13 protein-coding genes are annotated in these 14,590 nt (G+C 69.0%); 5 read left to right on the forward strand and 8 right to left on the reverse strand.

Annotated elements, in window-relative coordinates:
- The first annotated feature begins 167 nt into the window (after nucleotides 1-167).
- Complete coding sequence (locus BWR60_RS28415) at nucleotides 168-749, forward strand: hypothetical protein (protein WP_088155360.1); 582 nt, start codon at nucleotides 168-170, stop codon at nucleotides 747-749.
- A gap of 40 nt (nucleotides 750-789) precedes the next feature.
- Here the strand turns inward: BWR60_RS28415 and BWR60_RS28420 are convergent, their stop codons facing one another.
- On the reverse strand, nucleotides 790-999 hold the full coding sequence (locus BWR60_RS28420; protein WP_218823721.1) for a DUF1127 domain-containing protein: 210 nt from the start codon (nucleotides 997-999) through the stop codon (nucleotides 790-792).
- A gap of 196 nt (nucleotides 1,000-1,195) precedes the next feature.
- Here BWR60_RS28420 and BWR60_RS28425 point away from each other — a divergent pair, with 196 nt between their 5' ends.
- On the forward strand, nucleotides 1,196-2,704 hold the full coding sequence (locus BWR60_RS28425; RefSeq protein WP_088155364.1) for a winged helix-turn-helix domain-containing tetratricopeptide repeat protein: 1,509 nt from the start codon (nucleotides 1,196-1,198) through the stop codon (nucleotides 2,702-2,704).
- A gap of 24 nt (nucleotides 2,705-2,728) precedes the next feature.
- Here BWR60_RS28425 and BWR60_RS28430 read toward each other — a convergent pair whose 3' ends face one another.
- The 6 genes from BWR60_RS28430 to BWR60_RS28455 all read right to left on the reverse strand — a co-directional run bounded on the left by BWR60_RS28430 (nucleotide 2,729) and on the right by BWR60_RS28455 (nucleotide 9,602).
- Entirely contained in the window at nucleotides 2,729-3,103 is a 375-nt protein-coding gene (locus tag BWR60_RS28430) for a GFA family protein (protein WP_088155366.1), read from the reverse strand.
- A gap of 83 nt (nucleotides 3,104-3,186) precedes the next feature.
- Nucleotides 3,187-4,890, reverse strand: coding sequence for a sulfatase-like hydrolase/transferase (locus BWR60_RS28435; RefSeq protein WP_088155368.1), 1,704 nt, complete (start codon nucleotides 4,888-4,890; stop codon nucleotides 3,187-3,189).
- 170 nt (nucleotides 4,891-5,060) lie between these two features.
- Nucleotides 5,061-5,474, reverse strand: coding sequence for a type II toxin-antitoxin system VapC family toxin (locus tag BWR60_RS28440; protein ID WP_088155370.1), 414 nt, complete (start codon nucleotides 5,472-5,474; stop codon nucleotides 5,061-5,063).
- Nucleotides 5,474-5,713: a type II toxin-antitoxin system Phd/YefM family antitoxin gene (locus BWR60_RS28445; RefSeq protein WP_088155372.1), complete on the reverse strand. Its 240-nt coding sequence runs from the start codon at nucleotides 5,711-5,713 to the stop codon at nucleotides 5,474-5,476. Before BWR60_RS28445 ends, BWR60_RS28440 begins: the two co-directional genes overlap by 1 nt.
- Nucleotides 5,710-8,505: an ATP-dependent DNA helicase gene (locus BWR60_RS28450; RefSeq protein ID WP_088155374.1), complete on the reverse strand. Its 2,796-nt coding sequence runs from the start codon at nucleotides 8,503-8,505 to the stop codon at nucleotides 5,710-5,712. Before BWR60_RS28450 ends, BWR60_RS28445 begins: the two co-directional genes overlap by 4 nt.
- Nucleotides 8,506-8,705: 200 nt before the next feature.
- Nucleotides 8,706-9,602 carry a fructose bisphosphate aldolase gene (locus BWR60_RS28455; protein WP_088155376.1) on the reverse strand — a complete coding sequence of 299 codons (897 nt, stop codon included), beginning with the start codon at nucleotides 9,600-9,602 and terminating at the stop codon, nucleotides 8,706-8,708.
- Nucleotides 9,603-9,814: 212 nt separating this feature from the next.
- Between BWR60_RS28455 and BWR60_RS28460 the strand changes: the two genes are divergently transcribed.
- The 3 genes from BWR60_RS28460 (at nucleotide 9,815) to BWR60_RS28470 (ending at nucleotide 12,309) form a co-directional block, all read left to right on the forward strand.
- Nucleotides 9,815-11,419, forward strand: a complete 1,605-nt coding sequence (locus tag BWR60_RS28460) for an ABC transporter substrate-binding protein (protein ID WP_088155378.1) — start codon at nucleotides 9,815-9,817, stop codon at nucleotides 11,417-11,419.
- A 210-nt stretch (nucleotides 11,420-11,629) separates the two neighbouring features.
- A complete protein-coding gene (locus tag BWR60_RS28465; RefSeq protein WP_088155380.1) occupies nucleotides 11,630-11,884 on the forward strand; it encodes a type II toxin-antitoxin system Phd/YefM family antitoxin in 255 nt (84 codons plus the stop codon).
- Nucleotides 11,884-12,309 carry a type II toxin-antitoxin system VapC family toxin gene (locus BWR60_RS28470; RefSeq protein WP_088155382.1) on the forward strand — a complete coding sequence of 142 codons (426 nt, stop codon included), beginning with the start codon at nucleotides 11,884-11,886 and terminating at the stop codon, nucleotides 12,307-12,309. Before BWR60_RS28465 ends, BWR60_RS28470 begins: the two co-directional genes overlap by 1 nt.
- A 57-nt stretch (nucleotides 12,310-12,366) precedes the next feature.
- Here BWR60_RS28470 and BWR60_RS28475 read toward each other — a convergent pair whose 3' ends face one another.
- Nucleotides 12,367-13,569 carry a reverse transcriptase domain-containing protein gene (locus BWR60_RS28475; protein ID WP_144445790.1) on the reverse strand — a complete coding sequence of 401 codons (1,203 nt, stop codon included), beginning with the start codon at nucleotides 13,567-13,569 and terminating at the stop codon, nucleotides 12,367-12,369.
- Nucleotides 13,570-14,590: the final 1,021 nt, after the last annotated feature.

Below are 14,590 nucleotides of genomic sequence, written 5' to 3' on the forward strand. Positions count from 1 at the left end.
ATCATCGGGCAGGACAGGGGAGACATCCCCTGGGAGAGGCGGCATGGGCTCGAAGCGGATCATCCTCGGCACCGACGTCGCCACCTTCGTGCTGTTCCATGCCGGCCCGGCGGGAGCATCGTCAACAGGGCCGGGTTTCGACCGCAGGCCGATCAGAGGGAGCGATCATGCCATTCACGATCCTGCGCCGGATGGCGCTTGCCGCCCTGGCGGCGGCGACCGCCACGGCCGCCACCGTCGCCGGTTCGGCGGCCCAGCCGTCGACACCGGGGGATCTCCAGCGGGAATTCTCCGGGCTCGCCGGGCTGCCGGCCGATCTGCAGGCCGACAACGTCACCGCGTCCCTGCCGGGCCGTTGGGCCGTGATGCTGTCCGACATCGTCTCCGGGGGCGAGCCGGCCTATGAGAAAGCGATCGTCAGCTTCTGCACGCGGCAGCCCTGGGTCCTGAAGACCGCCGGGGCCGACATTGCCGGGCTTGCGACCAGGGATGTCGGCGTCACCATCCGGCGCGGACCGGATGCGGGATACCTGATCGAGCTCGACCGGGACCAGTACTACGCCCATCTGGGGCTGACGCCCGTCGACCCGGCGGATCCCAACGCCTCCGCCATCGACAGGCTGAACGCGGCCAGGACGGATGCCGCCCTGCGCCGGTCCTCCAGCTTCTTCCGTTACGGCGCCGACGTGCTGGTGGAGACGGACCCGTCCGGACGGCGGATCTGGCGGCGGTGCCCCGACCGGTCCTGAGCCGGATCGGCAGGCCCTGAGACCGCCAGGCCGCAGCGCCTCACTCCTCCCAGAAGGGCTTGGCGATCTCCGCCTCGGCCTCCCGCCGGGTCAGGCCGATATCGTCGACCAGGTAGGGATTGGCCTTCGCCATCCGCGCCAGCGCCTTGCGCAGGCGGGTGCGCTCGCGCCAGGTCGCGACCAGGCTCCGCAGGCCTCGCAGGCCTCGCAGGCCTCGCAGGGCCGCCAGGCCGGCGGGCCGGCGCGCCACGCACGCCGGTCCCGACCATGCGACCCGGTGCGGGGCCGTTCCAAGCATATCGTTCATGGCACCCTCCATCGCGGGCGAGGGGGCTCGCGCCCCATGGACCTGAATGAGGATGAAGATTGCGGGATGCGGGCGGCGCCGTCCTTAAGCCCGCCCAAAACGTTTCCTAAAACTTCCAAACCGGCTCAGGATCCGCCGCATGCAGGGATCGCGCCTCGCCTTCGGTCCGTTCGTGCTGGATCCCGCCGCGGGAACGCTCCTCCGGGACGGCGCCCCCGTCGCGGTTGGCCATCGCGGGGTGAGGCTGCTCGCGGCGCTTACCGGCCGGCCCGGCGAGATTCTCGGTAAGGCCGAGCTGATGGACGCGGCCTGGCCGGGCACCGCCGTCGAGGAAGGCAACCTCACCGTCCAGATCGCGGCGCTGCGCAAGCTGCTGGGCCCCGCCGCCGACGGCGGCGAGTGGATCGCCACGGTGCCGCGCGTCGGCTACCGCTTCACCGGCGCCGCCGAACCGCTCGGCGGCCCGCAGCGAGCCCCCCTGCCGCTGCCCGACAAGCCGTCGATCGCCGTGCTGCCCTTCGTCAGCCCGGGCAACGATCCCGAGCAGGAGGCCTTCGCGGACGGGCTGACCGAGGACCTGATCACCGACCTGTCCCGGATCCCCGGCCTGTTCGTCATCGCCCGCAACTCGGTCTTCGCCTACAAGGGCAGGGCGATGGATGTGCGCGGCATCGCCCGGGACCTCGGCGTGCGCTACCTGCTGGAGGGCAGCGCGCGGCGCGCCGCGGGGCGCGTGCGCATCAACGCCCAGCTGGTCGATGCGCTGAGCGGCGACCATCTCTGGGCCGAGCGCTTCGACCGCGGCCTGGACGACATCTTCGCCGTGCAGGACGAGGTCACCGGCAGGATCGTGGAGGCGCTGCTCGGCCGGCTGCGCGCGCCGCCGCCGCGCAACCGGCCCAAGAACCTCGAGGCCTATGATCTCTGCGTGCGGGCGCGCCGGCTGATGGACGACTCGCCGCAGACGGCGCGGGAAGCCCATCTGATGCTGACGCGCGCGGCGGCGCTCGACCCGGACTATGCCGAGCCCTATCGCTGGCTGGCCATGAACCACTGGATGGGATCGGTGCATTCCGGCGGGCCGACGGAAGCGTCCCGCGGCGTCGCCCTGAAGCTGGCGCGCAAGGCCGTGGCGATCGACCCCGACGATGCCGGCTGCCGCTGGGTCCTGGCCTATCTGCTGGCCTATGAGCGCAGCTTCGCCGAGGCCGACGCGGAATTCGCCAGGGCGATCGCGCTCGACCCGAACGAGGCCGATGCCTGGGCGGCGATGTCCGACATCGCGGTGCTGGCCGGGCGGGTCGGGGAGGGGCTGGAGCACATCCGCAAGGCGTTCCGGCTGAACCCGTTCCCGCCCGGCTGGTACTATCTGCCGCTCGGCCAGGCGCAATATGCGGCACGCGACTACGAAGCCGCCGTCGAGACGCTGCGCCGGGACGAGACCTATCGCACGAGCTCGCGCCGCTTCCTGGCGGCCGGCCTAGCCCAGCTGGGCCGGCTCGAGGAGGCGCGGGCGGAGGCCGAGCTGTTCCTGGTCGGCAACCCGGATTTCACGACAGCCCACTGGGCCGCGACGGAGCCGTTCCGCGACGCCGCGACGCTGGCGCATTTCGTCGAGGGCTACCGCAAGGCCGGCCTGCCGGACTGACCCGCCGGCCCGCGGCTCCGCGCGTCAGCGGTCGCCCGGGAACTGCTCGGCCCCGGGCAGGGCGTGCAGCCAGGGCTCCCGCCGCGGCGTCCACAGCTCGTATTGCGGCACCTGGTCGGTGGGCGCCTCGTCCAGCGTGCCGAGCATGATCTCGGCCTCGGTGTCGGTCAGCGAGTACAGGCGGCTGCCGCAGGCCGGGCAGAAGTCGCGGCCCTTGTGGCTCGACGTCCGTCCCCCGCCGCTGAACGCGGCCCGGGGCCAGATGGCATAGAAGGTGAAGGCCGACCCGCTGCTGCGCCGGCAGTCGGTGCAGTGGCAGAGGCCGACGCGCAGCGGATCCCCCGTCACCGAATAGCGGACCTGGCCGCATAGGCAGCCGCCATGACGCTGTGCCGTCATCGTCGCCGTCTCCTCTCCGATGCGTCGCGGTCCACCTATCCCGGTGTCCGCGGCCTTGGCAAGCCGGCAGGCGCTTGTCCCGCTCAGCCCGGCACCAGCTCTCGGGCGGCGGCGATCCAGCCGTCCAGCTCGGGCTCCGCCACCGGCACCAGCCCGGCCAGGGCCTGGCGGCCGGCGGGCGTGGCGGTGCGGGCCAGCAGCGTCTCGGCGTCCGGCACCCCGACATAGGTCAGGTCCAGCGCCCGGGCGGCACTGATGCCCGGCACCCGGCCGATGGCGACGGGACTGGCGGCGGCATCGCCCGGCGGCGGGCCGCCGCGGCTGCTGCTGGTCGCCTGGGGCGGCCAATGCGCCGGATACCAGGCCGGCGCCGTGCCCTTGGCCGTCATCTGTGCCTGCAGCGCCTGGTCCAGGATCGCCTGCTGCGCCAGCCCAAGCCCGGCGATGTTGTGGTTCTCGCCGGGATCCTCGGCCAGGTCGTACATCTCCCAATCCGCGTCGGACCAGCCGGAGGACGGGCTGGTGACCGTGTCGAGATAGACCGAGTACACCCAGTCCTTCGACCGGATCGTCCGGATGACGCTGGGGCCGCTGCTGCCGTGCAGGTCGTCATAGGTGAAATGGACATAGTCCTGGCCCGGGGCCGCAGGATCGTTCAGCACGGCGCTGAGATCGGCGCCGACGAAGCTGCCGTTGAACGCCCCGGCCACGCCGAGCAGGCTGGCCAGGGTCGGGGCCAGGTCGACGGTGCTGGCCAGCGCCTCCGTGGTCTGCGCCTGGGGCCAGGCGACGGGGTTGGAGAACACCAGCGGCACGTGGATGCACTGGCCGTAGGCGTTGACGAACTTCTCGACCAGCCCATGCGCCAGCCCCATCTCGCCATGGTCGGCGAAGCGGATGATCAGCGTGTCCTGGACCTGGTCCTGGGTCATCGTTCCCAGGATGGTGCCGATCTGCCCGTCCACATACTGCATCAGATAGGCATAGAAGTTCGCCAGATCCTGCGGCGTGGCCGTCTTCGCGGCCTTCGAATCCCAGGAATAGAAGCTCTGGCCGCGCGGCATTGCCGCCGGGCTCTCGTCGATGTTGTCCGGCAGCGGCACGTCCAGCGAGCGGTACTCGGCCTTGTCGTAGTATTCGCCGTCGTGGGCCTCGTAGCCGAGATGGACATCGTGCGGGTTGACCAGCGAGACCACCAGGCACCAGGGGCCGGAAGGCGGGTTCGCCAGGAAGGCCTGGGCGTTCGCGACATAGCGCTGGTCGTTGCGGTTGTACTCCGTCGCCCCCCTGGTGCCGCCGCCGAGATAGCTGGCGTTCAGGGTGATGCCCGCATCCGGCGGGTCCCAGGCCACCGTGCCGCCGCCGGCGCTGTAGGGCTGGAAGCCCCATTCCGACAGGGTGGTGCCGGGCCCGCCGGGCTCCTGCGAGCCCAGCAGATGCCATTTGCCGATCCAGTAGCAGGCATATCCGGCCTGCCCCAGCACGGTGGCGAGGTTGGGCATCTCGGCGGGCGGCGGCAGGGTCGACCCGCCGGTGGTGGTGCAGCCGGTGACGATCGGGTACTGGCTGGTCAGGAAGGTGGCGCGGCTCGGCGCGCACATGCAGGCGCCGGTGAAGGCGTGGTCGAAGCTCAGGCCGTTGGCCTGCAGCGCCTGCATCGCCTTCAGCTTGCCGGCCAGTGTGGCGCGGTAGCTCTCCGGCCATTCGGACAGCGCGCGCTCCTGGTCGGTGATCAGGATCAGGATGTTGGGCTTGTGGCCGTTGGCGAACAAATCGCTGATGGGCATGGCGTCGCTCCGGGTTCGGATATGGACCGGCCGCGCAAAGGCGCGGATCTGACGATGCGGATCTCAAATGGTCTTCAAGCAATCGGCACAGGCGAGTCGCTCCGCCCGGCGATGGGAATGATACCCCAGAAGGGGCGCCGGGGGATCAGGGAAGCGTCAGGGCGCCGGTGTCAGGTGGATGCGGGGAACGGATTGAAGACGGGCACGCCGAAGCGGCTGAAGTCCCGGACATTCCGTGTCGCGACGGTCCAGCCATGCGCCGAGGCCGTGGCGGCGATGGCAGCGTCGATATCAAGATCGGTCGTCGCCGCAGCCATCCGGCCCCAGATCCGGGCCGTGGCCCGATCCACGGGAACGATCTGGTCCTGATACTGCGTGAGCAGGCCCTCCAGCCAGCCACTCAACTGGCGCGCCCGGGCGGTGTCGCGCTGCTCCGCGAGGGCGATGCCGCGCTCGATCTCGGCGATGGTGAGGACGCTGATCCACAGCGCCTCGGTTGGCTGCGACAGCAGCCAGATCGCCACATTGTGGTCGGGAACCGGCCGGATCGTCTCCGAGACGATGTTGGTGTCGAGAAGGTACATCACAAATCGACGTCGCGGAGCTTCAGCCTAGTCCGTTCGATCTCGATATCGACCTTCGGCGCCGATAGAAGGTATTCGGCCAAGCTCCGGCGTGGCTTAGGCAGCTTGCGATACTCGGCTTCCGCGATCACCACCACGGCCGGCCGGCCGTGACGCGTGATGTGCTGCGGTCCCTCCGTCAGCGCTTTCTCGACCACCTCGCTGAAGCGGTTCTTCGCATCCTGCAGCTGCCAGCTCATGCGTCCCTCCTGTCTAGACTGTCTAGATGGGGAAGGGCGGCCGCCGGCTCAAGGGCCAGGAACTCCCGCGTGATCGCCACCGCCTCGGCCAGGCCGATGCGCTGCACCTCGACGCCCGGCGGGAAGGCGGTGCACAGCCGGGTCGGCATCATCGGGTCCAGGAGGACGAAGACGCCGCGGTCGTCGGCTCGGCGCACCAGCCGGCCGAAGGCCTGCTTCAGGCGGAAGCGGGTCTGCATGTCGCTCCAGCGCTGCCTGCCGAAATGCAGGCCGCGGGCGCGCGACAGGATGTCGGGGCGGGGCCAGGGCACCCGGTCGAACACCATCAGCCGCAGCGCCCGTCCCGGCACGTCGACGCCGTCGCGCACCGCATCGGTGCCCAGGAGGCAGGCATCGGTCTCGCCGCGGAAGATGTCGATCAGCGTGCCGACATCCATGCCGTCGAGATGCTGGGCGTAGAGCGGCAGGCCGGCCGCCTGCAGTGCCGGGGCCAGGGCATGGTGCACCGCGCGCAGCCGGCTGACCGCGGTGAACAGGCCCAAAGAGCCCCCACCGGCCGCCAGGAACAGCTCGCGATAGGCGGCGCCGACCTGCTCCAGGTCGTCCTTGCGCACGTCGCGCACGATCAGCACCCGGGTCAGGGCCGGGTAGTCGAAGGGCGAGGCCACCTGGGCGCGGATCGCCGGGCGGGGCAGGTGGCCGGCGCCGGTCCTGTCCTCCGCCGCGCGCCAGTCGTCGGGGTTGTCGCCGGCGCCGTCGGTCAGGGTGGCGGAGGTGACGACGACGCCATGCGCCTGCCGCACCAGCGCGTCGACGAAGGGCCGGGTCGGGTCGACATAGTGGCGGTAGAAGCCGAAATCGAGCTCGCGCCCCTCCACCCGCTCGACCCCGAACCAGTCGACCAGCCAGGGCGGCGTCGGCTCGGACAGGCTGGTCAGCATGGCGCGCCAGCCGCCGATCTCCATCTTCGCCCGGCGGTCCAGCGACCGGGCGGCGGCGTCCAGCCGCTGGCGCTGGTTCGGGTCCAGCGACCCCGCCGCCTCGTCGAGATGCTCGCGGAAGGACTTCGCCAGGGCCTGCAGCGGCGCTTGCAGCTCGGCCAGGGCGACGTCCAGGGCCAGGGCGGCGTCGACCAGCCCCTCCACCGGGTCGTTGGTGTCGCATTCCAGGCTGTAGGGTCCGTCGGCCCCCTGGGCGCGGGCATAGACCTGGGCGCGGGTCAGGGCCAGGAAGCGCTCGGCCGGGCCGCGCGGCTCGTCGCCATGGATGCGCCGGCCCCAGCCGGGGCCGGGCAGGGACCGGGCGGCGCGCTCGATCTCGTCGATCGCCGCCAGCGCCTCTTCGCCCGGCAGCAGATCCTCGACCCGGCGCTTCAGCCCGCGGCCGCGGCTGGCGCGGCGCCCGCCCTCCTCATGGCCCAGCAGCCAGCGGCGCAGGTCGGTGGCCTCGAGCCCGGTCAGGTGCCCGCCGAAGGCGGAATCCGCTGCCTCGAACAGATGGTGCCCCTCGTCGAAGACGAAGCGGCTGGGCGCGTCGCGGTCGTCCACCCCGCCCTGCGCCGCCTGGATCATCACCAGGGCGTGGTTGGCGATGACGATCTGCGCCTTGCGGGCCCGGCGGATGCCGCGCTCGATGAAGCAGCGGCTGTAATGCGGGCAGCCGGAATGGATGCATTCGCCGCGCCGGTCGGCCAGCGCCAGGCTGTTCGGCCGGCCGATGATGTCGGCCAGCCAGCCCGGGAAGTCGCCGCCGGTCAGGTCGCCGTCGCGCGTCGCCGCCGCCCAGCGCGCCATCAGCCCCAGCGGCACCGCGTCGCGCGGGTTCAGCGACAGGCCGCGCACCGCATCCTCGTAGTTCAGGAGGCACAGATAGTTCTCGCGCCCCTTGCGCAGCACCACCTGGCGGGCCTTCAAGACCGGGTCCGGGAACAGCCGGTCCATCTCGCCATCGATCTGCTGCTGCAGGTTGCGGGTGTAGGTGGAGACCCACACCGGCGCGCCGTTCTTCTGGGCCCAGACCGTGGCCGGGGCGAGGTAGCCCAGGGTCTTGCCGGTGCCGGTGCCCGCTTGCGCCAGCACCACGGTCGGGTCCTCCGGCGCCGGGCGCGGGGCGAAGGCGGCGGCGACGGCGCCGGCATAGTCGCCCTGCTGCGGCCGCGGCTCGGCGCCCTCGCCCAGCATCTGCGCCAGCCGGGCCCGGGCCTCGCGCGGGTCGACCGGGTGCTGCGACGGCGGCGGGTTCGGCGGCTCGGCCTCCCATTCCGGCAGATGGGCCCAGACCTGGTAGGCGCCGCGCTTGCGATGGTCGTCGACCGGGGCGCGCAGCCCCAGCGCCCGGGCGACGAAGGGCGCCCAGGGCCAGCCGGCCTCGCCCATCCGCGCCGCCAGCGCCGCCGGGTCGCTGCGCTCGTCGGCCATCGGGATGGAGAGGCCGCGCAGCAGCGTCTCGGCCAGGCGGGGCAGGGCGATCGCCGCATCCTCCAGGCTCGCCGGCACCGGCAGGCCCAGCGCCGCCGCCAGGCCGCGCGGGGTCGGCACGCAGAAGCGGCCGGGCCGGGCGAAGGCGAACAGCTCCAGCAGGTCGAAGGCGCCCATCACCTCCAGCCCGCAGCGCCGGCCGACGGCCTTGGCGTGGCAGAGGAGGAGCGGCGGCCCGTCGACCCGCCGGCGCAGCGCGGCGGCGTCCAGCGCCACCAGCTCGCCGTCGTCGGTCAGCAGCACGCCGCCCTCCGGCGCCAGCACCAGCGGCTCGGCGTCGGGCAGCGAGAGGGAAAGGGCGGGCGGCGCGATCATGCGCGCACTATAGGGGCGCGCCGCGCCGGCACCAGCCCCCGCGATGCCCTCTGGTCACGAATTGTTCCTGTGGATTGGGGTGCGTTCATGCCCCTCTTCGCCGTCATTGCGAGCGCAGCGAAGCAATCCAGGGCTGTTTGGCGTGGCCCCTGGATTGCTTCGTCGCTGCGCTCCTCGCAATGACGGTGTGGGGAGGGACCTCAGCCCTGCTGGGTCGACGCCGCGTAGATCTCGTCCACCGCCGCCGCCAGCGCCGCGTTGAACTCCGCGTCGGTCATGTCGCGCTTCAGCTCCTCGACCAAAGCGCGGGAGAAGCTGGCGATCATGCCGGGGTTGCGGGCCAGGCGGCGGCAGGCGTCGGCGCGGGTGTAGCCGCCGGACAGCGCCACCACCCGCTCCACGCCCTTGTGGGCGATCAGCTCGGCGTAGAAGCCCGGCTCCTCCGGGATGGTCAGCTTCAGCATCACCTGCTGCCCGGCCGGCAGCCGGTCCAGCCCCTTCAGGATCTCGGCCCGCAGGATTGTCTCGGCCCCCGCCTTGTCCGGGCTCTTGATCAGCACCTCCGGCTCCAGGATCGGCATCAGCCCGTGGGCGGCGATCTGCGCCCCGATCTCGAACTGCTGCGCCACCAGCGCCGCGATGCCGGCCGGCGAAGCCAAATTGGCGACCGAGCGCGCCTTGGTGCCGTAGACGCCGAGGCCCCGGGCGCGCTCCAGCAGCGCGTCCAGCCCCGGGATCGGCTTCATCAGGCTGACGCCGTCGGCCTCCGGCTGCAGCCCCTTGTCGACCTTCAGGAACGGCACCACGCCGCGCTCCCGCCACAGGAAGTCCGGCACCGGCTTGCCCTGGGCCTGGCCGTCCATGGTCTTCTCGAACAGGATGGCGCCGATCACCTTGTCGCCGGTGAAGCACGGCGCGGTCATGATCCGCACCCGCATCTCGTGCATCAGCCGGAACATCTCGTCGTCGCCGCCATAGGCGCCGTCCGGGATGCCGTAGAGCCGCAGCGCGCCGGGGGTGGACCCGCCGCTCTGGTCCAGCGCGGCGATGAATCCGGGCTTTTCGCGCATCTGCGCCGCCATCGCGTCCTGGGTCATCGCTTAAGTCCTCCTGTTCCAGCAAGGCGGGAGGCGAAGCTCGACCGCCGGCTTGTGGGCTGGCCCCCGTTGTGGCATGTCGCCCGCCGCCGGCGCAATGCCGCCCGCCGGGCCCGGAAATTCCCTGGGATTTGGTGTGTATTCCGCCGATTCTACCTTGCCCGGCCTTGCGGCTGGTCTAGACTGTTCCGTCCCGTCCCCGAGGTCCCCCGATGCCGTTCCCGCTGTCCCGTCGTGCCCTCCTCTCCGGCGTCGGCGCCGCGGCGATGCTCGGCAGCCTGCCGCGCGGCGCCCGGGCCCAGACCCCGGTCAAGGGCGGCACCCTGACCGTGGCGGCCGACACCGAGCCGCGCAACCTGAACCCGGCACTGGTCGCCTCCAACGGCGTGTTCTACGTCGCCAGCAAGGTGATCGAGCCGCTGGCCGAGATGGCCTATGACGGCAAGCTGACGCCGGTGCTGGCCACCGCCTGGCAGGGCAGCGACGACGGCAAGACGGTCACCTTCACCCTGCGCGACGGCGTCACCTGGCATGACGGCCAGCCCTTCACCTCGGCCGACGTCGCCTTCTCGGCGACGGAGCTGTGGAGCAAGCGGCAGAATCTCGGCCGGGTGGTGTTCAAGGACCTCCAGGCGGTGGACACGCCGGACGACCGCACCGCGGTGTTCCGCTTCGCCACGCCGATCCCGCTGCAGCTGGTGGAGAACGCGCTGCCCGCCCTGACCGCGGTGGTGCCGAGGCACCTGTACGAGGGCGCGGACATCGACAGCAACCCGCACAACGAGCAGCTGGTCGGCACCGGCCCGTTCCTGTACCGCGAGCACAAGCCGGGCGAGTACTACCTCTTGGAGCGGAACCCGAGCTACTGGGGCCAGGGCGGCCTGCCCTATCTCGACCGCATCGTCTACCGCGTGCTGCCGGACCGCGGCGCCGTGGTCGCGGCGCATGAGGCGGGGGAGATCCAGCTCTCCGCCTTCTCCGCCGTGCCGCTGGAGGAGCTGGAGCGGCTGAAGGGCATCCCGGAGCTGGCGGTGGTGCGCAAGGGCTATGAGGGCATCACCTACCAGCTGACGGTGGAGATCAACCACCGGCGGAAGGAGCTGGCGGATGTCCGTGTCCGCCGCGCCATCGCCCATGCGATCGACCAGGGCTATGTCGTCGACACCATCTTCCGCGGCTATGCCGCCGCCGCCACCGGCCCGGTGCCGAAGACCGGCGTGCCCTTCTACACGCCGGACGTCGCCACCTATCCGTTCGACCCGAAGAAGGCCGAGGCGCTGCTGGACGAGGCCGGCTATCCCCGCCAGGACGGCGGCATGCGCTTCGCCGTGAACCTGCTGCCGGCGCCGTGGTTCGAGCAGACGCGCCAGATGGGCGACTACCTCCGCCAGGCGCTGCGCGCGGTGGGCATCGACGCGACGCTGGTCACCAATGACGACGCCGGCCATCTCAAGGCGGTGTACACCGACCACGCCTTCGACCTGGCGATCGGCTCGCCGGTCTACCGCAACGACCCGGCGATCTCGACCACCATCCTCTATCGCGGCGGCCTGCCGGACGGCGTGCCGTTCTCGAACCAGTACGGCTATGACGACCCGGCGATGAACGACCTGATCGACCGCGCGGCGGTGGAGCTGGACCGGGGCAAGCGCATCGACCTGTACCAGCAGTTCCAGAGCCGCGCGGCGGACCAGCTGCCGCTGATCGTGGCGGCGGAGTTCACCTTCATCACCGTCGCCAGCCGCCGGCTGCACAACATCGCCACCAATCCGCGCTGGGCGACGTCGTCCTGGGCGGATACGTGGTTGGAGGGGTAGGGGCGGTTCTCGTCGGTCCAGCGCCGCGCGCCGCTCTGCATCACCGTCATTGCGAGCGCAGCGAAGCAATCCATGCATCCGCTCGAACGGCCCGATGGATTGCTTCGTCGGCTTCGCCTCCTCGCAATGACGGTGAGAGGCCTGATGATGGACGGCGGCCTTGACGATCGTGTGATGTAGCAACATATCTACATCGAACGGAGGCGCCGCATGCCCACCACCCTCTCCAGCCGCGAATTCAACCAGGACACCGGCCGCGCCAAGAAGCTCGCCGGCAACGGCCCGGTGTTCATCACCGACCGGGGCCGGCCCGCCCATGTGCTGCTGACGATCGAGGACTACCGCAAGCTGGCCGGCGGCGGGCGCAGCATCGTCGACATGCTGGCGATGCCGGGGCAGGAGGACATCGCGTTCGAGCCCGGGCGGCTGGACGGCCCGCTGCACCGGCCGGCCGACCTGTCCTGATGTTCCTGCTCGACACGAATGTCGTCTCGGAGCTGCGGCGGGCCACCTTCGGCAAGGCCGACCCGGGCGTCACGGCCTGGGCGGCGGCGGTGCCGCCGGAGAGCCTGTTCGTGTCGGCGATCACCATCCTGGAGCTGGAGCATGGGGTGCTGCTGGTCGAGCGGCGCGACCCGGTGCAGGGCGCGCGGCTGCGCGCCTGGATCCAGGGGGCGGTGCTGCCGGCCTTCGCCGGCCGCATCCTCCCGGTCGACACCGACGTGGCGATCCGCTGCGCCGCCCTGCGCGTGCCCGACCGGCGGTCCGACCGCGACGCGCTGATCGCGGCCACGGCGCTGGTCCATGCCATGACGGTGGTGACCCGGAACACGGCCGACTTCTCCCCGACCGGGGTACGGCTGCTCAACCCGTGGGATGCGGGGCGATGAGCTAAATATGCACCGTCACCGAAATTCTTCCTTCTGAAATGTATTATGTTCTTAAGCTTACCTAAATTGCTGAATACCTAACAAGGCGCGGCGGTCGTCGTCTAGTTGCTCCACAGCCTTCTTGCCCATTATTTTGATTAGAAGAGATTCTATGTGCTTTTGAGCCTCGGCTTTCAGTCTGGATGTGAAGTTCGCTTGTTCTGTTTCTCCAAGAACGGCCATGGACGCGGAGTGTCCTATAACAAAAGATTCAAGATATGAGACAATTCGTCCAACATTTACCTTATCTGTTATGCATCTATCCATATCCACGATATGGGACATTTCCTCTGATATTTCTGTTATTTTATCAAATGGCGCACAAAGTTTGTATTCTGTCCCGATTCTCTTTATGTCGACGCCCAGAAATGTAACCAGTTCCGATGGCCCGCATAGCTTGGTTTTTGATTTCGGCCCGAGTTCCGGAATTTCCAGTTTCAGTTTCTTTAACGCATCCTTTACGATAATGAGTGCCTCTTCGCACTCCGTTTTGGTTTCTCCAAAAATGGCGATGTCATCAGCGTAGCGAATTGCAGTGATGCCTCTCTTCGTCAGTTCGTCATCAAAGCCCTTAAGAAGAAGGTTCGACAGCATAGGTGATGCTGGCATTCCCTGTCGCAATCCAATGCCTCTCTGAATGCCATTTTCTCTCGCAATTCGGGTGGCTCTTCCTCCCCAGTCTTCCAGTTCGCAATCTACCGCCTGAAGCAGCAAGTTTCGCACGACTGTAGAGCGTACTTTCTTTTGGAGAAGTTTTTTAATCTCCATGCGCGGGACTCGATCGAAGAATTTTATAATATCTGCTTGGGCGACCCACGGCCGATGCCCTCTGATCTTGCAAGCATCAACTTGCGCAGCTTGAAGGCTTCTTCCTCTAGAGAACCCGTAGCTGATCGCAGAAGTGCCATTAAAGCGCGAGTCACCTTCCAGGTGACCAATCAGACATCTCTGGACAAGGCGATCTCTGACTGAGGGTATCGCAAGAATTCGATACTTTCCGGTGGCCTTTAGGATGGGTGCTGCCCTCAGGCTTCTGAACCGAAATGTCCCCTCTCGAATGTCTTTCTGAATGCTGAGGATATTATCGCGAAGCTGCTGCTGGAACATCGTCGCGGAGACGCGGTCAACGCCGGCCGCGCCGGCATTGCGCTTCGAATCTCGGCTGTCCTTCCAGACCTGCCAGATTCTTTCCTCTGAGAGGCTTGAGGGAAGTCTCGTCACACCAGTCCCCCCCAGGTACCAGGATGCAGCTCCCTGGGGGCAGTTTGGGAAGCCGATCCAGACCCAGGCGCACCATGCGATGCGGGATCGGAACCGGAGCCCGCGCCCTCGGCCACGCGGTGTGCGCAACCATCAGGCGAGGGCGGAACGGGATGAGACGCGTGAAATGCGATTACCGATAACCTGGCATCGAACTCGACGGTCGCCCCCGCCGCGAAGTATGCGACAAGGCACCCCGCGATCGCAACCTGCACGACGGCCCTCAACGTGAGAACAAATCGTGAACGGATCCCGATCTCGACGCGAAATGTGTCCCCGCCGGCCCGGCCTCCGTCATTTAAGCTGATAGCCCGAACCTGGGTAAGCTTTCCGAGCATCGCGCTTCCTCCTTCCATTTTCGATCCAGACCCAGGCGCACCATGCGATGCGGGATCGGAACCGGAGCCCGCGCCCTCGGCCACGCGGTGTGCGCAACCATCAGGCGAGGGCGGAACGAGGCGACGAAGACCGCGGCGCAGGAAACAAGCCGGGCCTCCCATCTATATACGGCATGCGTAGATCGAATTCCAGCTAAATGCTGCGCTTACGTGCCGCTCCGATATGGCTTCTCCTCACCCGTTGTTTCCAGACAGCCAAAGGGCCATCGCGTGCTGGAAACTGGGATGGCGATCCATAGACCGCTCGCCTGTACTGTCTGGCGGGTTCCCCTCGTCGTCGAGGGCAGGCATAGAGCGCCAATGACCGGATTGCGCCGATGTCATCCCCGAGAAACGGCGGCTCCATCGTCGCGGGCTTATCTTCATCGGTACACGCCGCACTTGCTGCCGGCGATCCGAGACCTGGTGGAGTGAGTGATGAAGACACTTTTCAACGCCGGCAACGGAAGGCCCCGCCTGCGCCGGACGACGGCGGCGCTGCTGGTCGGCACGGCGCTGGGCCTGCCGGTCGGGGCGGTGCTGGCCTTCGGCGTCCCCGCCGTGGCGCAAAGCCAGACGGCCCCCGCCGCCCCGGCCCCCGCGGC

Source organism: Inquilinus limosus, assembly GCF_002195995.1.
Classification (GTDB): domain Bacteria; phylum Pseudomonadota; class Alphaproteobacteria; order DSM-16000; family Inquilinaceae; genus Inquilinus; species Inquilinus limosus_C.